Genomic DNA, 19,769 nt, shown 5'->3' with positions numbered 1-19,769 from the left:
TTTTGCTATGGAAAATTTAACCACCCACGCAGTACAGATCCTTTTATTTTTATTTTTGGCGATTACTTTTTTACAGAGTGGTATTGATAAGATCATTGACTGGAAAGGTAACCTTGGGTGGCTTACCGACCATTTTTCAAAAACATTTTTTAAAGGTATGGTTCCTTTATTGTTAGGAACCATTTTATTGTTTGAAATGATTTCCGGTATTTTATCCTTGATAGGAGCCTTTCAATTTTTCATGGAAGGTGAAAGTCAACTCGGGTTCTACGGCGCAATTCTTTCCGCATTGAGCCTTTTGATGTTATTGTTCGGGCAACGTATTGCAAAAGACTACGAAGGCGCAAAAACCATAGTTATTTATTTTATCCCCACTATCTTTTTGATTTATCTATTGCAATAAATCTGGATAAAAATTCAAATCACCTACCAATCAGTAAATTTGGAGCATAAAAAAACCGCTTTAAAGAGCGGTTTTTTCTTTTGATAATTTTACAAAACTATTTCTTATAGTTGTCATTCAAGATTTTCAAAACTTCATCCGTTAGGTTTTGAGCATCTTCGCCATATAGAACGGCGCCACCATCTCCACCTCCAAGAATGTAGGTATAACCATTGGCCTTACCATACGCTTGGATTTCCTTCTTTACTTTATTCACCAATGAATCCATTTCCACTTGACTGCCCTGTTGTAGTTGTTGTTCCTCTTGCTGCAATTGTTGTCCTACAAACTGTCCCCTTTGTTGCAAAAGACCATACTCTTCTTGTGCATTTTTTTGAGACATCTTCTGAGCTTTGGTCTGAAACGCTTGAAGCTCTAATTGAAATGCTTGAGAAATACTATCCCTTTTTTTGGTAAGGGCGTCTACTTTCGTTTTGAACTTTGCTTCGACATCCACCTTCTCCGCATAGCCATCCATTAATTTAACATTGTCCACATAGCCTATCTTATTTTGTTGGCAGGAAATGGCGAAAATCGCTATTGCAAATACTATAATTTTTTTCATGATTGATTTTTAAAGATGCGCAAAAATAGAAAAGCTTTTTTGAATGGTCACAGAAATCTTTTTGTGAATCCAATAGGGAAATTGTTGGATATAAATAATATCTATTTAATTAAACATTTAAAATTGTTTTCTCTTATTTGATTGATTTTCAAAAACATTAATTATGGCTAGGTTCTCCAAAAAACAATATAATTGCATCAGATACTGTGCGAACCCTTCAGAAAACGTCTGAAAATGATTAATCTCTCTTTTTAATAATATAAATATGGGAAGAATACTCTTTTGAGAAGAATGCACTGATATTTGACCAAAGTCCTATAAAAAATGCGTTGAACCAGTATAATTTATTTCCCTTGTATTTTTCAGAAAGTAGGGATACATAAAAAGCATCGAAAAGCATGGGTTTTACTTTAATAACTTTTAAACCATAATTGTCGATAATTTTCGATATGGCTTTTTTTGAAAAATGCCATAGATGCCTGGGTACGTCATAAGCTGCCCAATACTTTCCGTAATAGGCTGCGTCGAGAGATTTAAAATTTGGGACCGCTATGAAAAGTACTCCATTCGGTTCGAGCAAATTATTGAGGTTTTCTATTTGTCCATTAAGATTTGGCAGATGCTCCAATACATGCCACAGTGTAATTATCTGAAATTTTCTATCCGCAATATCTCCTAATTTTGGATGAAGTATAACGCCCTTTTGTCTTGCATTGGATCTAGCCTTACCATTTGGCTCAATTCCTTCGACCACAAAGCCTCTTGCGTTTGCTTGTTTGACGAAATCACCTGTTCCAGCACCAACATCCAGTAAAGTTTTTCTTTTATCTATCTGATTATCAATTAATTGTAATTTTTTTGATATGCTATAGCGCTTAACCCATTGGTATAATCTGTCGAAAAGAGCGTTATTGGAATCCGTATGGGAAATATAGGTTTCACTTTCGTAAAACCTGTCCAAATCTTCAGGCTGAGGCTTTGTAATCAACATATCTAACTTTTGATCGTGATGTAGCTCAAAGGATTCTCCTGAAACAGAAAAGTCTTTAGTTCTTAAAAACAACTTCATTATAGTTCACCGTATTCATATACTCTTTCTTCAATTGCCCAAGATAAGGTAAAACCTTGATTCTAAATTTAGAATCTTCATGTAGACAATCCTTTTCAGAGTTATTAAAAACCTCAATTGCTATGTACCAATTTCCTTTTCTCGATGCATAAGCATCTTCAAGAATGAGATCCATATCCGTAGTTTGACTTAGAACACCGTCTACCATTAAAGGAAGTAAATTAATGGTTTTGGTTGGAATTTCTACTTCGTAAAAGGAGAAATAATATTTTTCATTTTCAATCTCAAATGGGACTTCAACGTCTACGTAATAATCTTGGAGCTGGAATTTAGTGTTGATGTAATTGTAAAATTCATTCTCATTTTTAGGGTCTTCAAAAATAAACATGTTCTTTTTGGGAAGCCCTCTTTTGAATCTTTTGCCCTTTGTTATTTTATGGTCTTTGATTTTTGGTGCAATTCTTATTGGAATACACGAGATGAACAGTGTAAAGGAAAGGAGTAAGATTAATACTTTCATTATAAGTGCTAGGTTGATTTTTGATATAGCATCAAAAATTAAACCAAAATTCCCTGTTTTCGATAGAAAAATTTTTGTTCCACGTGGAACAAATCCGAAGTTTACCTGCCTAAAAAGACAAGCAACACACTAATGTCTGACGGTGAAACGCCGCTTATTCTTGAAGCTTGCGAAATGGTAACTGGACGTATAGCTTCCAACTTTTCCCTGGCCTCATAGGACAATGATTTTAGTCTAGAATAATCAAAACTTTCTGGAATCCTTACATTTTCCAATCGATGCAATTTATCTGCATTGTTCTTTTCTTTTTCAATGTAACCAGAATATTTAACTTGTATCTCCGCTTGTTCCAATACTTCTGAGTCATAATCATTGCTGCTTACAAAATTAGAAACTGCATCTAATTGCATCATGTGGTCAATTGTCACTTTTGGTCTGGAAAAAACTTTAAAAAGTTTGTCTGACTGTTTAACTCTTGAAGACGAAATCGAATCCAATATAGGGTTCATTTCCTCAGGATTAAAACTGGTCTTTCTGAAAAAGTTGACAAATTCGTTAGACTTTTGTTGCTTCTCTTCCATCCGTTTAAGACGTTTTTCTTTTGCCAATCCAATTTCAAAACCTTTTGGGGTCAACCTTAAATCCGCATTATCCTGCCTTAGCAAAGTTCTATACTCCGCTCTTGATGTAAACATTCTATATGGTTCCTTTGTGCCTTTTGTTATTAGATCGTCAATAAGTACACCTATGTAGGCTTCATCCCTTTTTAAAATAAAAGGTTCCAGTTCATTGATTTTTAAGTGCGCATTTATACCCGCCATTAACCCTTGGGAAGCCGCTTCTTCATAACCCGTAGTTCCGTTAATTTGGCCAGCAAAATAGAGGTTATTGATAACCTTTGTTTCCAGTGTATGTTTTAATTGAGTTGGTGGAAAATAATCATATTCTATAGCATAGCCTGCTCTAAAAAATTTGACATTTTCAAAACCTTTTACAGATTTCAGCGCCTTATATTGTATGTCTTCGGGAAGCGATGTAGAGAATCCGTTTACATATACCTCAACTGTATGCCACCCCTCAGGCTCTACAAATATTTGATGTGAGTCTTTATCTGCAAATCGGTGTATTTTATCTTCAATTGAAGGACAATACCTTGGGCCGATACTTTTAATTCTACCGTTGAACATTGGAGATCTATCAAACCCTTCACGCAACAAATCATGAACCAAAGCACTTGTATGTGTCATATGGCAATCGCGTTGAGTTTTTAAAATTGGAGTTTCCAAATATGAAAATTTCTCTGGATTTTCATCTCCAGGCTGGGGTATCATTTTCTCATAATCCAAAGAACGGCCATCAACACGAGGTGGTGTTCCTGTTTTCATTCTTCCACTATCAAAACCAAAATCAACCAGTTGTTCAGTGATGCCTGTTGCAGCTTTTTCACCTGCACGACCTCCCCCAAATTGCTTTTCACCTATATGAATCAATCCATTTAGAAATGTTCCATTTGTTAATACAACTGCTTTTGCTTTAATATCCAAACCCAGCGAACTTCTTACGCCAACAACTTTGTCAGCTTCTACCAAAAGGCCTGAAACCATTTCTTGATAAAAGTCTACGTTTGGAGTATTTTCCAATTCCAGTCTCCATTCTTCAGCAAAACGCATTCTATCATTTTGAGCTCGTGGACTCCACATTGCCGGTCCTTTTGACTTGTTCAACATCTTAAATTGAATAGCGGATTTATCTGTAATAATTCCGCTGTAGCCTCCAAGCGCATCAATTTCACGAACAATTTGGCCTTTCGCTATTCCACCCATAGCAGGGTTGCAGGACATTTGCCCGATGGTCTGCAGATTCATGGTGATCAATAAGGTCTTAGAACCCATATTTGCAGCAGCAGCCGCGGCTTCTGCACCCGCATGACCTCCACCAACAACTATAACATCATATTCTTTTTCAAACATAGCTAACGTTCCACGTGGAACATTTTAATTTTCTCTTCTTCCTTTTTCCTCATGATTTCTTGCTCTTCGTCTTGCTTATCCCCATACCCCATAAGATGAAGAACACCATGGCTCATTACTCTAAGTAACTCCCTTTTAAAACTCTCTTTATATATTTTCGAATTTTCTACAACCCTTTCTATAGATATGAAAATATCCCCTGATAGTACTTTTCCACTAACGTAGTCGAAAGTTATAATGTCAGTATATGTGTCATGGTTGAGGTAGACTTTATTGATTTCCAGCAGGTAATCATCTGTACAAAAAATATAATCCACATCCCCAACTATAAAATCTTCACTTACTATTATTCTACTTATCCAATCGGAATAATCTGATTTATTTTTTAAAACAAATTCCGATTCAAAGTGAAAATCAATCATTTTTAAAATATACTTTTACTCTCTTTTGGTAATTTTGGTGCAAAGGTAACGCTTGCCTATTTAATATCTCAACATCGTTTTGGAAACCCTTTAGCTGATCTGGTTTTGTAGTAATGGGATTTGAATAGCTCTTGTTATTGGCATTGCTTTCCCTTTCACTTTTCTTACCTTGTTGTAAGGATGCATCTTTCAATTTTAACAGTTGATGTTGAATTGTATTCGCTTTGTTCTTGGTCCTATTCGTAATTCCATTTTCGAGAAGTTCATTTTCAAATTCCTCCATTTGCCTTATTAGTTTCTTGGCCAAATCTTTATCTGATTTATTGATTAAATCATTCAACTGCTTCTCCAACTGCTCACGTAAATATTGTTGTTCTTTATAAATCTCGTAAATTTCACTTAACCCCGTTTCTTCCAAAGAATTTCCGTCTTGACCCTCATTACCGTTTTGTGAATCAGCTCCACTTTTTCCATTTCCATCACCTTCGGTTTTTCCATCACCATTCTTTTCATTTTGCCCTTTTTGTCCTTCTCCTTCGCCAATTTTTTCTCCCTCCCCTTGTTTTCCTTCACCTTTTTTTCCTTCTTGCCCACTCTGCCCCTGTTTTTCTTGTTGGCCCGAACCATTCATTTTTTCTTGAATGCTTTGCTGACCCTGAATAATATCTGGCAATTGAAAATCACCGCTACTTTGTCCACTCCCTTGGCCAGCTTGCATGCTTTGCTGCATATTATCCAAGATATTGGCTAAGAAATCTGCCAATTTGTTGGTAGCATTAATAACATATTGTTGATAAGAAGCGCTTTGGTAAATCTGGTTTTCTGCAACACTTTCCAGAGATTTATCAATATTGTAATACACTTCGGTTATTTGTTCGTTTACAAACTCGGACAATTCTGCACGTCTTAAGGAAAGTGCGAACAAACTATCGTCGACATGTTCAAATAGTCTCCGTAATTCTTTTTGGTCTCGTACTTTTTTGGAAAACTGTGAAACATCAGCGCTTGCATTCTCCATTTCCTCAAATAGATTTTCTTGTTTAAACGAAAATGTGATGAGATTATCCAAAATTTGACGAAGCATCTCCGCATCTTCCGTAACTGAAGAACCGCCGCCGCCCATAGAACTTTGCTGTAAAGATTTACTCATCTCCTTCATTTTTTGAGCTGCAGATTTCTGCTTTTGTGAAGCTTTTTCTTTTGAAGGTGAATTATCCTGTTTGTCTTGTTCCAATGCCTCACTTTTGTTAAGCTCTTCAAGAGCATCTTTCTGATTATCTTTTACATCATCTTGTTGTTTTTTGGGAACATCGATATCCAGAGGCTTTTTTAAATCACTGTTATCCTTTTTAAGGTCATCCAATTCCTTTGCAAGTCGTTCAAAAGTATCATTCAACTTTTTTTGATCTTGACTTTTATTGTTCTTCTCATCTATTGAAATATTTTCTTGTTCCTTAGACAATTTATCAAGTTCTTTGGACAATTGTGAAGCTTTTTCAGTAACATAATATCGCTTTGTCAATTCTAATATTTGCTCTAGGTTGCGCGCTCCTGTATTTTGTTTTTTGCCTAGCTCGTCCAACTTTTTTTTGAGCTCTTCTTTATCTATTTTGTCTGCCAGCTTGTTTAATTCCTCAAGGAGCTTTTCATTCTTTCTTGCTTCCATCTCCTGTCGCTCCAAACGTTCTTGCAGCATTTTTTTAGTTTCGTTATTTTGATCATCCTTGCTTAAACTTTCCTTTAGTTGTTTACTGAATTTCTCCATCAACATTTCTTGTTCTTCCTGTTTTTGTAGAAAGTTTTTTATCTGGTTCTTATCCTCAAAATTCAAGGTCTTTTCTTCTTTTTGCTTATCATTTATCTTTGATAAGGTTTCTTCTTGCTCCCTATACTTCTCCAAAGATTTATCCATTTTATCCAAAATAGAATTCTGAAAGTCTAACTCTCTGTTTTTTAGTTGGTTATCATCAAAAATAGTTATATTGAATATCTGACTTCTTGTAACTTTACCGCCTCTAATTCCGTCATTATCAACAACTTCAAAATATAGTTTATAAGATTTGCCTTCAGCAAGTTTTAATCCAGATGGAAATGTATAATAAAATCGATGCACATTCGTGTTAGGTGATTCTAAACTGATTCGTTGAAATTCCTCTTCATTATCCGAGGGATAGCAAACCAACCTTATTTTGCTCAATCCATAGTCATCTGCGGCTTGACCTGTGAAATAGGACTGATTTATGTTGATTGAATCAAGAATCTGTTCAACTTTAATGGCTGGGTTTTGATCCTTGATAACATCCAGGTTATAGGCTAATTTCTCAAAATCTTTAACATAAGCATTGGAGGTGCTCAATTGATAAGACAAATCATTATATAGGGTATTGGTATGTTCAAAACCACCTTCGTTTTTTTCAAAAGCCAGTACAGTATCCTTGGTGACCATAGTAATATCCTCCACATGCTGACCTTCAATCTGCCATATTATTCTGGTTCCTTCAGGAATAATTGCATTTCCGGTAGCAGTGATAATTTCCCCTCTTCTTTTCAAATATCCCGGAAAATTCAATTTCATCTTAAAGTCTGCCAAAACAGGGGTTTTATAGCTTTTAATCATATACTTTCTTGAGTTCCATCCGTTGGCAGTCAAATAGAAGCTGCTTTCCGAAACGGGGGCTTCAAACAATTGCGTGTATATTTCCCCATCCTGTTTTAGCAACAATTCTTCCCCGTTGATTATCATAAATACATTATCAGGCTTTACATCACCCACCACAGCGACATTTATTTTCAATGGCTCATTGTCCAAAATCTCCAAGCTTTCGTTCAATAATTGAAACTTGAAAGGTGCAGGCTGCTCAAAAGCCAAATCATAGTTGACAATTCTTTTATGCGAATTAAAAAAAGAGACAATATTCCCAGATAACCAAATAAAGCCAAGCAGCAATAGTGGAACCACAACATATTTGGCATATTTTAAGCTTTCCTTAAAATTTATCGCTTCAGTAAAAGGAACTATGCTTAGCGTGCTCGCCCTTTGTTCTATGCTTGCCAGTAACAGTTCAGATTCCTTCTGATTCTCGGAAAGCTCCAGCAAATTGAACAATTTATCGTCAACTTGCGGAAAATGCTTCCCTATAAGTCGTGACGCTTCTTTGTTACTAATTCCATTTTTTATTCGGAAGATGTAAAACAACGGAATTAAGATAAACCTATACAAAAGAAACAATTCCACTAACAAAAAAACCAAAAACAAGGCCAGTCGCCATTCTTGATCGAGCCAAAGCACATATTCCAAGGTTAATATCCCTATCCAAAAAAGCAGTCCGAGGGTTAGAAAAAGCAGCCCACCCTTGATCAATTGCTTGGTATAAAGTTTTTTGGTAAAGCCATTAAGCTTTTCCAATATTCTGTGATAACTCTTCAAAATCTGCTATATTTATTACCAAGATACCCGATACCAAGAGATTGCGCTGAAAATTTTTGTTAAAACCGTTATTATGAAAGATTTTAAATACCTCGCTGCCATGACCATTCCACTTTCTGCGGTCATTAGTATTTACTTTAAGGGCTATTGGAGTTTCTTTACCCCGTTTTATGCATTTGCCATAATTCCATTTTTGGAAGTGCTCCTGCCACAAGACCCCAATAACCTTTCAAATGAGCAACGTTTGGAAAAAGAAAAAAGCAAATTCTTCGATTGGATGCTCTATCTCAATATTCCCATCGTATTTGGGTTTTTGTTTTACACCTTGTGGGACCTTTCCACTACAAGCTATGCTTTGTATGAAATTATAGGCCTCATTTTTTCCGTAGGTATAGTATTGGGCGTCAACGGAATCAATGTAGCGCACGAACTTGGGCATCGGAAATCCACCAATGAGCGCCATTTAGGAAAACTTTTGCTGCTTCCATCTTTCTATATGCATTTTTATATAGAACATAATTTTGGCCACCATGCCAATGCCGCTACAAATGAAGACCCCGCTACGGCCAAATATAACCAAAGCCTCTACTCCTTTTGGTTCAGCTCCACCTTACACCAATATTTTAGCGCGTGGAAACTTCAATCCAAATTGCTCAAAACTGATGGCGATCCGTTCTTCAGTATAAAAAATGATATGTTGTGGTACACCGTTTTTCAAACCACCTATTTGTCAGTTGTTTTTTATCTCTTCGGTTGGGATGGGTTAGTATTTGCTTTGGCTACAGGCGTTGTCGGATTCTTGCTTCTTGAAACCGTAAACTATATTGAACATTATGGGTTGATTCGGAAAAAATTGCCTTCGGGAAGGTATGAACGCGTTAGGGAAAGTCATTCTTGGAACAGCAATCACGTTATCGGTAGGATTGTACTTTACGAGCTTACAAGGCATAGCGACCATCATTACAAATCGGCCAAAAAATATCAATTATTGGATTATCACGACATTTCACCACAGATGCCCTACGGTTATCCTACATCCATGGTGTTGTCATTTTTACCTCCTTTATGGTTTAGTATTATGAACTCCCGCATTCCTGCAGAAATGAAAAAGACGGATTCTTAGCCCTTTTTTTCCGTTTTTATGCACCGTATCTTTGCCACTCAACAAAATAGCTCATGAGTCAAAAAGTTCGGGTTCGTTTTGCCCCAAGCCCTACAGGTCCATTACATATCGGTGGTGTGCGCACTGCATTGTTCAATTATCTATTTGCCAAAAAAAATGGTGGAGATTTTGTACTTCGAATTGAGGATACGGACCAGAGCCGATACGTAGAGGGAGCCGAGAAATATATTGTAGAGGCATTGAACTGGTGTGGAATCCCTTTTGATGAAGGCCCCTCTCATGTTAAAATTCCCAAAAAGGGCGATTTTGGCCCATACCGCCAAAGTGAGCGCAAGCACTTATACGAAGCATACGCCATGGAACTTGTTGAAAAAGGACACGCCTATTATGCATTTGATACTAGCGAACGTTTGAATTTTCATCGTCGGGACCATGAAGCCAAGGGCAAGACCTTTATATATAATTGGCATAATCGTCTAAAACTTTCCAATTCACTTTCCCTATCTGCGGATGAAGTACAACAAAAGCTGAATGCAAGAGAGGACTATGTGATTCGATTTAAATCGCCGCAGGATGAAGAATTGGTTTTAAATGATGTAATACGGGGTGAAATTAAAATAGATACCAATGTTCTTGACGACAAAGTCCTGTTCAAGAGTGACGGGATGCCCACTTATCATCTGGCGAATATTGTTGATGACCATTTAATGGAAATAAGCCATGTTATTCGTGGTGAAGAATGGTTACCTTCTTTGGCCTTGCACCAATTGCTATATAACGCTTTTGGCTGGAATGCTCCAGCATTTGCCCACTTACCACTTATTATGAAGCCAACGGGCAAAGGCAAATTAAGCAAACGTGATGGTGAAAAAGGAGGGTTTCCTGTTTTTCCTTTATCGTGGAACGAGTCGCAAGGATATCGAGAAGCAGGATATTTCCCAGAGGCAGTTGTCAACTTTTTGGCACTATTGGGGTGGAACCCAGGTACGGAACAAGAACTTTTCACTTTGAAAGAACTTATTGAAGCATTTACTTTGGAAAGAGTAAATAAATCCGGTGCGCGCTTTGATCCCGATAAAACCAAATGGTATAATCATCAATATCTTCAACACAAAAGTGATGCTGAGTTGGCTAGTCTATTTAGTTCAATACTTAAAAGCAAAGAGAAGTCTCGCGAGGCTTGGAATGACGAATCTGTGCTAAAAGTGGTCACTCTCGTTAAAGAACGCGCAGATTTTGTGTCTGACTTTTGGGAACTGGGCCACTACTTTTTTGAAGCACCAACGACTTATAATGAAAAAGCGCTAAAAAAACAATGGAAAGAAGATACTCCTAAATTGATGCAAAAAGTTGCTGACATTTTACAAAATACTGAAGATTTTAGCGCTGAAACCATTGAAACCAATATAAAATCCTGGATTACGAACAACGAGCTTTCTTTTGGAAAAGTGATGGGACCTTTACGCTTGATTATCGTTGGTGACATGAAAGGGCCACATATTTTTGATATTCTCGCTGTGCTGGGTAGAGGAGAAAGTGTTATAAGGATCGAGAGGGCTTTGGGGGTTTTGGGGTGATCTTCCTCTTTTTAATGTCCACGATCAATTTCTGTTTCTAGATGTATTCTATGAATTACTAGTTTTCTAATTCTACTTTTTCTACTATCGAAAATCCTTTTGTTTTACTAAAATTCATATTATGTACAAAATTTTGCATACTGTCAGAAGGATCAATCATTTCTAAATTAAGACTCTCAATTGTTTCTGGCACAAACATAACAGACAAAATAGGTTGCTCTTCTAGATGTCCTGTTTTTTTATTAATAATTTTGGATAGGGCATTAATTCTAGCGTATTGAATTGGTAAATAGGCAAAAACTTCTCTAGCTACACGCATAGAAGCACTACAAATATGGTCTTGATATAACTCATTGAATCTTGACTTGGGCATATTTTTCCTAGATAGTTTACCAGTAGAAGTTTGTCTAAGTTCATAATCTGGAATTACATCCAAGCTATTCACATGTAAGTCAACATCAATATTATTCTTATTGAATTTTAAGCTAATTTGACTACCTAATTCTCCAATATCAGAAAAAGGTTCAAAATACTCAATAGCCTTTTTATAACTTTCTATTTCCTTTTGCTTAATACCAAAATTAATATCTTGAAGTTCCTGCCAATTTTTTAATTCAACTAAATAGTTATCATGAAGAATGTCATACTCCTCTTTATCAGTAACTTTTGCCTGCTCTAATTGCTTATTCAATTGTTCTATCTTCTTTTTATCAGAGCCAAATAATTTATCAAAAAAAGAAGGTTTAAAAGCTTCTAGTTTATTTTGAATATTAGTTTCATTGATTGATTTATGCTCTGGTTCGATGGGGTTTTGAGTATTCTCTATTTCTTTCCAATTAATAGGTTCGGTACAATTTTTATGGACAGACTGTATTGTTTCAACATAATTGTTCCAATCGAAAACAGCCTGTTCTGCATTTTCAATTTCTTGTTGTTTCTGTAAAGCCTTAAATCGTTTGGCAGCTTCACGAGCTTGTCGCTGTTGTTCTCTTTCCACTCTTCTGACCGCTGCTGCGTATGAACGTATTGCACCATTAATCGTAGCCATAATACTTAATTTTGAAAGTCCGGTTTTAGTATAATAAGAATAATATTAAAGATAAGAAAATTCCTATTTCCTATCAAGTAACCCCTAGTTTCCCTCCAATTGTAATAATTCTCTCCTAAATCCTACCTATGTGTTACTGTCTTTTTGTATTTTAATCACATAACTTAAAATCTACATACTATGGGTAATTTTTTATTAATACCAATCATTCTATTTGGTCTGGTCATTCTTTTTTCATCCTTTTTTATTGTAAAACAACAAACCGCTGTAGCGATTGAGCGTTTTGGGCGTTTTCATAGCATCCGCCAGTCTGGCTTGCAAATGAAAATTCCATTGGTGGATCGTATTGCTGGACGGTTGACGCTAAGAATTCAACAATTGGATGTTATGATAGAAACCAAAACTCTGGATGATGTTTTTGTGAAAATCAAAGTTTCCGTTCAATTTGTCGTCATTCGAGAAAAAGTGTACGATGCCTTTTATAAATTGGAGTATGCCCACGATCAAATTACCTCTTTTGTATTTGATGTGGTCCGTGCCGAAGTGCCAAAAATGAAACTGGATGATGTATTTGTTAAAAAGGATGATATCGCCATTGCGGTAAAACGCGAACTACAGGAATATATGTCCGATTATGGTTATGACATCATTAAAACCTTGGTAACCGATATTGACCCTGATTCACAGGTGAAAGCTGCCATGAACCGTATAAATGCATCAGAGCGTGAAAAAATTGCTGCGCAATTCGAAGGGGATGCCGCTAGAATCCTAATTGTTGAAAAAGCGAAGGCTGAAGCTGAAAGCAAAAGATTACAGGGACAGGGTATCGCAGACCAGCGTCGGGAAATTGCCAGAGGTTTGGAAGAGTCGGTAGAGGTACTTAACAAAGTGGGCATCAATTCTCAAGAAGCTTCTGCGTTAATCGTCGTCACACAGCATTATGATACTTTACAATCCATTGGTGAAGAAACGAACACCAACCTCATTTTGCTTCCAAACTCGCCGCAGGCTGGTAGTGATATGCTTAACAATATGGTCGCTTCGTTTACTGCAAGCAACATGATTGGCGAATCGATGAAAAAAACAAACGTGAAGAAGGATAAAGAATAAAATTTATAATTGAACTCCTTTTCTAAAAACAGACGCTTTTAAAACAGACTCCAATGTGATATTGGAGTTTGTTTTGAGGTTAATTCATGAAATTCTCTATATAAAGAACGCTACTTAATGAACTCAACAATACCTATATCTCAGGATTAATTAAACTTAAAGTAACCAGAAAAGATATTTAAACCGTTTGGTATTTATAATTAAAATCTATTGGACTTCTTAAACGTATAGAAACATCTTATTAATTAGATTTTTGTTCCAATTTTGCCCAAGTATCTCTTAATGTTACTGTTCTGTTAAAGATTAGATGGTCTTCTGTTGAATCCAAATCAACATTAAAATAGCCCAAACGTTGAAACTGGAATCGGTCACCAATTTTGGCATTTTGCAAACTTGGCTCCAAGAAACCAATTAGTTTGTTCAGTGAATCCTTGTTTACAAATTCCATAAAATCTTTATCCTTATGGGCATCTGGAGTAGCATCGGTAAAAAGTCTGTCATAGATTCTTATTTCGGCTTCAATAGCATGGGGAATGGAAACCCAATGTAGTGTGCCTTTCACTTTTCTTAAACTTTCTTCGGTCCCACTTCCACTTTTGCTCTTATGATCGTAAGTGCATTGTACCTCCGTAATATTTCCATCAGAATCCTTTGTGCAGCTTTCCGCTTTTATAATATAACCATTTTTGAGTCGAACCTCCCCTCCCAGCTTCAGCCTAAAAAACTTACGGTTTGCTTCTTCCCTAAAATCCTCTTGCTCTATATAGATTTCTCTGGAAAAAGGTACTTTTCTACTTCCCGCTGATTCATCTCCAGGATTATTCTCCGCTTCCAACCACTCTTCCTTTCCGTCTTCGTAATTTGTAATCACAACTTTTAAAGGATTAAGTACAGCCATTACCCTTGGTGCAATTTTATTTAGATGTTCACGTACATGAAATTCCAATAACGATACATCGACTACATTATCCCGCTTAGCGATTCCGATTGTTTCCGTAAAATTCCGAATAGATTCTGCAGTATATCCTCTTCTTCTTAACCCTGAAATAGTAGGCATTCTTGGGTCATCCCAACCGTTTACTACCCCACTCTCCACCAATTGTAGTAGCTTACGTTTACTTACAACAGTATGGCTAAGGTTTCTACGGGCGAATTCTCGCTGTTTGGGGCGGAGTTTTTTAGAATCTACCAATTGGTCTAAAAACCAATCATAAAGTTCTCTATGCGGTAAAAACTCCAACGTACACAATGAATGTGAAACTTGCTCGATATAATCGCTTTCACCGTGTGTCCAATCATATAATGGATAAATACACCAATCGGTATGTGTTCTATGGTGTGCTTTATGCAAAACCCGATACATAACAGGATCGCGCATAAGCATATTTGGCGAAGCCATATCAATTTTTGCCCGGAGTACGTGCTCTCCCTCACCAAATTCTCCATTCTTCATGCCTTCGAACAGTTTCAGATTTTCTTCTACAGAACGATTTCTGTATGGGCTGTTCCTTCCAGCTTCTGTGGGGGTACCTTTTTGCCGTGCAATTTCTTCAGACGACTGACTATCAACGTAAGCCTTATCCTGTTTTATCAATGTAACTGCCCAATCGTATAGTTGTTGGAAATAATCGGAAGCATACCTTTCGGTATCCCATTCAAAACCCAACCACTCAACATCTTTTTTTATAGCCTCTACATACTCTTCCTCTTCTTTTGCGGGATTGGTATCATCAAACCGCAAGTTTACCGGTGCATTATACCTAAGTCCAAGTCCAAAATTCAAGCAAATAGAACTTGCATGACCTATGTGGAGATAACCATTAGGTTCAGGGGGAAAGCGAAAACGCAGCTCTTCCGTCTTATATCCATTCTCAAGATCTTCCTCTATGATGTGCTCAATAAAATTCAGTGATTTAACCTCTTCTGCCATACCCAAAAATTGAAGCGCAAATGTAATAAAAACAAGCGTTTAAAGCTATAAATGATGATTTGGTGTATACAAAGAAAGCCATTTCACAACACTTTTGGTAAAGCCCACAACAATATCTTTTTATTGGTTGGAATTAAAATCATATTTGTATTAGAATGTTATATGAAAAAATGGGCGTCTTCGGATGCCTTTGAGAACTGAATAAAATTAAGGGGCACAATTTTAATAGGGCATTATTGCCCAAAACCTCTTAAAACTAACTCTAATGAAGACAATTGGTTCACGTTATAGCATTCACATAATTGCCTTTGCATTATTATCGCTTTTGGCAAACACCGTTCATGCGCAAGGACTAAACCAACCTACTACGGTTTGGACGGCCGCATGTGCTTCTGCTGGATTCAATGAATATGCCGTAAGCTTTAAATGGACTCCTCCTCTGGTAGATTCAAACAATGAATTTATACTTGAATTGTCCGACTCTAATGGAAATTTTGGCTCACCAAGGGAACTTTCCAGAGTATCGGACAAAAACACGACATTCAATTTTGATTTTCTTTTTTCTGTTCCAACAGATATTAATGGAGAAGGTTTCAAATTGAGAGTGCGTAGTACAAGTCCCGCTAAAACAAGTCCCGCTACGGAGGCGTATCCAATGTATTATATAGATTTCAACTCTCCACTGCTCATCAGTCAAGATGGTAACGGTACAATTCCACCTGGGGGAGCACTTGAAATTTGCGGAGGAGGAGCAGTAACTCTTTCCCCACATAATGTGCCCAACGCAGATAACCATAGCTATAATTGGTATCGAAGCGGTACTTTACTTTCTGAAAAATCATCTGAAATTACGGTTTCCAGTACAGGAATGTACTACGTAGAGTTAGATTATGGAACTGTATGTTCAGGATCTGCCAATACGCTTTCCAACACTATTGAAATATCAAATGGTTCTAGCCAGGGTATTGCTATAGATGGTTCCAAGGACGTAGAGCTTTGTTCTGGAGACCCTTATGTGCTTCAAGCCAATATTACTGGCGCAGGACTTACATATACCTGGTTCAAAGATGGCGCCATCATATCAGGACCTACCGTAAATGGGGATAACTACACCGTTGACTCCTCTGTAACGGGCTACGAAGGCAGCTACGAAGTAGAAATTGACGGATCAGGGGTGTGTAGGGAACGTTCCTCATCAGTAACTATAAGAAATAAAGGTGGTTTTGAGGTAACCAGACAAAATGTGGGCGATATTGTTCTGTTGCCATCGCGGACCGAAATACTTTCTGTAACAACAACTGCAGATGCTCCCGAGTACCAGTGGTATAAAGATGGGTCGCCTATAACTGATGCCGATGAAAGCTCTATAACCATAAATGATATTGGGGTTTATTTTGCCAGAGTAACAGAAACTGCTGCAAGCAGTTGCTCTGCAACACCTATAGATTCGGAAAAAACAACGGTTGTCTCTCCAGATTCTTTTGAATTTGTGGTTGACTATGCCAGTTCTTACAATTCCTGCCAAAATACGGAAGTAACGCTGAGCTTGGCCACTATAAACGCAATCAGTGGTTCAGGAGTAAAAACTGATGTGACTACTGATTTATCGTCATCTTTTACTTATCAATGGAATAAAGATGGAAGTGCTTTTGACGGAGAAACATCCAAAACCATAACAGTTTCAGATTTCGATGAAAATGGTACATATAGCCTAAATGGTTCTCTAAATACTTTTAATGCTTCATCCAATAATCTATCTGTTAAATTGGCAACAGGTGAATCGGTTCAGATTACTTCTAATGGAACCGTTCTTTGCGAAGGTGCCGATCCTATAGTTTTCAATAGCTCAGAAAGTCTTGGAGATGAAGTTTTTGAATGGGTAAAAGATGGCCAGGTTATAGATACGACAACTGAAGATTTTATTGCCACTCAAGTTGGTGTTTACCAGCTAATCATTAATACGAACGATTGCCCAATAGTTTCCAACGAAATCACGGTACGTGCATTTGATGAATCTTTATTGGCACTTGACAAACCAAATGATATCATAATTATAGAAGGTGAAACAGAAACGGTAACAGCGAGTGGCGCCGAATCATACCAGTGGTTTGACGCGAGTAATACACTTTTGGGAACTCAGGACTTCTACAATTTTGAACAGGAAGGTGAATATCTTCTAGTGGCAAACTTTGGAAACTGTACCATAAATAGAGTGGTGACCGTAACCTTTAGAGACACATTTGCTATCCCTAATGTTATTACTGCTAATGGTGATGGAATAAACGATTTATGGGTTCTCCCAAATACATATTCCAGAGATCAAAATGTACTTGTGAACATATATAATGAACGTGGCGAAGAAATTTTTAGCCAAACCAACTATGAGAATAATTGGCCACAATCCACCACAATGTTCAATAAACCAAATGCAATTTTTTATTATAAAATCACACGGGGTGGTCAAAGCCTGAAACAAGGAACCATAACTGTTATTAAATAAACAGAATGCTTACAAACAAACCTCTACTACTACTCACCATATTACTGCTTACTCTTTCTGGATTACGCTCCCAGGAAGATGAGACACAATTTGTGGAATATAATGTTCCATCACAGAACTTGGTAAAATTTAATAGATTTTTAATCAACCCTACTTTTTCAACTGTAAGAGAGGATAAATCATATATAAATCTATTTCATAGAAACCAATCGGTTTCTTTTAATGACAACAACCAAGTATATTTTTTAAGTTATAGTGGTAGAATAGGTGATAAAAGTGGTGTAGGTGTAAGTTTGTTTACCAATAGAGAAGGGCTTTTCAATAATTTTGGTATACATACCAACTACGCTTATGGTATCAAATTAAGTGAAAAAAGTAATTTCACCTTCGGTGCTAATTTCTCCTATTATCAAAGTGCATTCAATCAAGACCGTGCCAATTCCGTAGAGGAAGACCCTTTTCTTAATACTTTGGAAAGTAGCTCCTTAATAACATTTCAGCCAGGTTTTAATTTATCATATGGAAATTTTGATATTGGCGGATACGCTGAAAACCTCTTTGACTACAATTTGAAGAGCAGTGAGTCCGTCACCGAATTCAATGAAAAAACATATTCGGGCCATTTACAATATACCCATCAGTTTAAAAAAGCTTCTGGCATTTTAGAACAGGGTAGGTTGATGCCATTGGCACGTGTTAGAAAAACAGGTGAAGAGAATCTTGTACTTGGTGGTAATCTTCTCTTAGACCTTCCAAAACTCGGATGGATTCAAGCAGGATATGATGATTTTTATGGAGCTTCGGCAGGATTGGGGTTTAATCTTAACAAGAATCTTTCCTTAGGATATACTGTTGAAAAAGGATTGTCAAACGATTTTGAGAACTTTGGTGTTAGTCATGAGATTTCTTTAGCATATTCGTTCACTCCCAATTTAACGGAAGACCGTGTACTACTGGAAAAAGAGAATGAAGATTTTGTTAAAAACGAAGAGACTCCAGAAGAAGAATTAACTGTTTCTGAGAAAGACTTGAAAATTGCATACTTAGAAGAAAAGTTAGCTGAAAACGATATTATTTTGGATGAGTTGCTGCTTCGTCAAGACTCATTGGAAAACGCAAGGACCAAAGATTTAGAAAGACGCTTTGAGACCGTTATGAAAATGGTAAAGCGTGAAACTAAAGGTGAAATGCCAGAATTGCAAGAAAAAGCCAAGTCGGTATATTTTGCAAACATGGACAGTATGGATATTGTATCCGCCCAACCTAAAAAATCTCTTTCCAATAATAGTCTTTCCAATACTACTGCATCAAAAAAAGCAATCAGGCTTAATAATAAAAAATCTCCTAAGGTCGCTGAAAATACTTCGGTAAAGAAAGATAGAACCAATCGGTATTCCAAAAGAAAAATTGGGCGGTTCAAAAGTTTTGATATTCCAAATATTGAGAGTGGGCACTACTTAATAGCCAATGTTTTCAAAGATGTAAACAACGTAAATGCATTTTTGGAAAAACTTCAATCTCAGGGCATTGATGCCGGTTATTTTGAAAATCCCAAGAACGGTCTTAGTTATGTATACCTAAAAGGCTTCCAAAATAAAAAAGATGCCGTAGATGCTTATCATTCGCAACTCAACGGAACGTATGCAGGTGAAGCGTGGATTATGAATGTAAAAGGAGCTGATTCTTATACTAATTCTGCATTGGCCATAAACAATACGAATTCAAAATACAACAATAACACACTGCAAAATAATATAACCAATACCAAAAATGCATCTTCCCGAGTGTCTTACACGACTAGCAATGTTGATGGCCTGGGCTCTGGTTTTTATATCATAGCAAACGTTTTTAAAAAATCTTCAAACGCAAGACGCTTTGTAAAAAAATTAAATGCCCAAGGACTGAACGCAAGCTATTTCGTTAACCCAAAAGACAATTACAGGTACGTCTACATCAAAAGACATGATACTTGGACCAATGCGCTGACTTCTTATTACACCAAACTTAATGCTTCGTATGATGATAAAATGTGGATCATGCGAATAAAACCAAACTTTAATAGCTAA

General features: G+C 36.7%; 14 protein-coding genes. 6 read left to right on the top strand and 8 right to left on the bottom strand.

Annotated elements, in window-relative coordinates; all coding sequences use genetic code 11:
• Nucleotides 1-7 precede the first annotated feature (7 nt).
• Entirely contained in the window at nt 8-403 is a 396-nt protein-coding gene (locus HME9304_RS07460) for a DoxX family protein (protein ID WP_112377988.1), read from the top strand.
• A 97-nt stretch (nt 404-500) separates the two neighbouring features.
• Here the strand turns inward: HME9304_RS07460 and HME9304_RS07455 are convergent, their stop codons facing one another.
• The 6 genes from HME9304_RS07455 to HME9304_RS16945 form a co-directional block, all read right to left on the bottom strand.
• Nucleotides 501-1,007 (bottom strand): OmpH/Skp family outer membrane protein, encoded by a 507-nt coding sequence (locus HME9304_RS07455; protein WP_112377987.1) that lies wholly within the window; start codon nt 1,005-1,007, stop codon nt 501-503.
• 238 nt (nt 1,008-1,245) lie between these two features.
• Entirely contained in the window at nt 1,246-2,076 is an 831-nt protein-coding gene (locus tag HME9304_RS07450) for a class I SAM-dependent methyltransferase (protein ID WP_112377986.1), read from the bottom strand.
• A complete protein-coding gene (locus HME9304_RS07445; protein WP_112377985.1) occupies nt 2,054-2,596 on the bottom strand; it encodes a hypothetical protein in 543 nt (180 codons plus the stop codon). Before HME9304_RS07445 ends, HME9304_RS07450 begins: the two co-directional genes overlap by 23 nt.
• Before the next feature lie 101 nt (nt 2,597-2,697).
• Nucleotides 2,698-4,566 carry a tRNA uridine-5-carboxymethylaminomethyl(34) synthesis enzyme MnmG gene (mnmG, locus tag HME9304_RS07440; protein ID WP_112377984.1) on the bottom strand — a complete coding sequence of 623 codons (1,869 nt, stop codon included), beginning with the start codon at nt 4,564-4,566 and terminating at the stop codon, nt 2,698-2,700.
• Between the two features lie 2 nt (nt 4,567-4,568).
• Nucleotides 4,569-4,988, bottom strand: a complete 420-nt coding sequence (gene ybeY, locus HME9304_RS07435; RefSeq protein WP_112377983.1) for an rRNA maturation RNase YbeY — start codon at nt 4,986-4,988, stop codon at nt 4,569-4,571.
• Entirely contained in the window at nt 4,981-8,415 is a 3,435-nt protein-coding gene (locus HME9304_RS16945) for a DUF4175 family protein (RefSeq protein ID WP_164674794.1), read from the bottom strand. Before HME9304_RS16945 ends, ybeY begins: the two co-directional genes overlap by 8 nt.
• 73 nt (nt 8,416-8,488) lie before the next feature.
• Here HME9304_RS16945 and HME9304_RS07420 point away from each other — a divergent pair, with 73 nt between their 5' ends.
• Together HME9304_RS07420 and gltX are read left to right on the top strand one after the other, a co-directional pair.
• Nucleotides 8,489-9,538: an alkane 1-monooxygenase gene (locus tag HME9304_RS07420; protein ID WP_112377982.1), complete on the top strand. Its 1,050-nt coding sequence runs from the start codon at nt 8,489-8,491 to the stop codon at nt 9,536-9,538.
• Nucleotides 9,539-9,591: 53 nt separating this feature from the next.
• On the top strand, nt 9,592-11,115 hold the full coding sequence (gene gltX / locus HME9304_RS07415; RefSeq protein WP_112377981.1) for a glutamate--tRNA ligase: 1,524 nt from the start codon (nt 9,592-9,594) through the stop codon (nt 11,113-11,115).
• A 58-nt stretch (nt 11,116-11,173) separates the two neighbouring features.
• Here the strand turns inward: gltX and HME9304_RS07410 are convergent, their stop codons facing one another.
• Nucleotides 11,174-12,163: a hypothetical protein gene (locus HME9304_RS07410; protein WP_112377980.1), complete on the bottom strand. Its 990-nt coding sequence runs from the start codon at nt 12,161-12,163 to the stop codon at nt 11,174-11,176.
• Nucleotides 12,164-12,343: 180 nt separating this feature from the next.
• Between HME9304_RS07410 and HME9304_RS07405 the strand changes: the two genes are divergently transcribed.
• Nucleotides 12,344-13,273 (top strand): SPFH domain-containing protein, encoded by a 930-nt coding sequence (locus tag HME9304_RS07405; RefSeq protein WP_112377979.1) that lies wholly within the window; start codon nt 12,344-12,346, stop codon nt 13,271-13,273.
• A gap of 241 nt (nt 13,274-13,514) precedes the next feature.
• Here HME9304_RS07405 and HME9304_RS07400 read toward each other — a convergent pair whose 3' ends face one another.
• Nucleotides 13,515-15,203: a glutamine--tRNA ligase/YqeY domain fusion protein gene (locus tag HME9304_RS07400; protein ID WP_112377978.1), complete on the bottom strand. Its 1,689-nt coding sequence runs from the start codon at nt 15,201-15,203 to the stop codon at nt 13,515-13,517.
• A 265-nt stretch (nt 15,204-15,468) separates the two neighbouring features.
• On the opposite strand from HME9304_RS07400, the gene HME9304_RS07395 reads away from it, so the two are divergent.
• Both HME9304_RS07395 and HME9304_RS07390 read left to right on the top strand, forming a co-directional pair.
• On the top strand, nt 15,469-17,703 hold the full coding sequence (locus HME9304_RS07395) for a T9SS type B sorting domain-containing protein (RefSeq protein WP_112377977.1): 2,235 nt from the start codon (nt 15,469-15,471) through the stop codon (nt 17,701-17,703).
• A 5-nt stretch (nt 17,704-17,708) separates the two neighbouring features.
• Nucleotides 17,709-19,769 (top strand): PorP/SprF family type IX secretion system membrane protein, encoded by a 2,061-nt coding sequence (locus HME9304_RS07390; protein ID WP_112377976.1) that lies wholly within the window; start codon nt 17,709-17,711, stop codon nt 19,767-19,769.

It is taken from the genome of Flagellimonas maritima (assembly GCF_003269425.1).
GTDB classification, from domain to species: Bacteria; Bacteroidota; Bacteroidia; order Flavobacteriales; family Flavobacteriaceae; genus Flagellimonas; species Flagellimonas maritima.
Note: the sequence above shows the minus strand (reverse complement) of the source record. Positions and strands in the feature narration are given on the sequence as shown.

Coding starts and splice junctions, on each gene's coding strand:
- HME9304_RS07460 (WP_112377988.1), top strand. CDS start 8: ATGGAAAATTTAACCACCCACGCAGTACAGATCCTTTTATTTTTATTT.
- HME9304_RS07455 (WP_112377987.1), bottom strand. CDS start 1,007: ATGAAAAAAATTATAGTATTTGCAATAGCGATTTTCGCCATTTCCTGC.
- HME9304_RS07450 (WP_112377986.1), bottom strand. CDS start 2,076: ATGAAGTTGTTTTTAAGAACTAAAGACTTTTCTGTTTCAGGAGAATCC.
- HME9304_RS07445 (WP_112377985.1), bottom strand. CDS start 2,596: ATGAAAGTATTAATCTTACTCCTTTCCTTTACACTGTTCATCTCGTGT.
- mnmG (WP_112377984.1), bottom strand. CDS start 4,566: ATGTTTGAAAAAGAATATGATGTTATAGTTGTTGGTGGAGGTCATGCG.
- ybeY (WP_112377983.1), bottom strand. CDS start 4,988: ATGATTGATTTTCACTTTGAATCGGAATTTGTTTTAAAAAATAAATCA.
- HME9304_RS07420 (WP_112377982.1), top strand. CDS start 8,489: ATGAAAGATTTTAAATACCTCGCTGCCATGACCATTCCACTTTCTGCG.
- gltX (WP_112377981.1), top strand. CDS start 9,592: ATGAGTCAAAAAGTTCGGGTTCGTTTTGCCCCAAGCCCTACAGGTCCA.
- HME9304_RS07410 (WP_112377980.1), bottom strand. CDS start 12,163: ATGGCTACGATTAATGGTGCAATACGTTCATACGCAGCAGCGGTCAGA.
- HME9304_RS07405 (WP_112377979.1), top strand. CDS start 12,344: ATGGGTAATTTTTTATTAATACCAATCATTCTATTTGGTCTGGTCATT.
- HME9304_RS07400 (WP_112377978.1), bottom strand. CDS start 15,203: ATGGCAGAAGAGGTTAAATCACTGAATTTTATTGAGCACATCATAGAG.
- HME9304_RS07395 (WP_112377977.1), top strand. CDS start 15,469: ATGAAGACAATTGGTTCACGTTATAGCATTCACATAATTGCCTTTGCA.
- HME9304_RS07390 (WP_112377976.1), top strand. CDS start 17,709: ATGCTTACAAACAAACCTCTACTACTACTCACCATATTACTGCTTACT.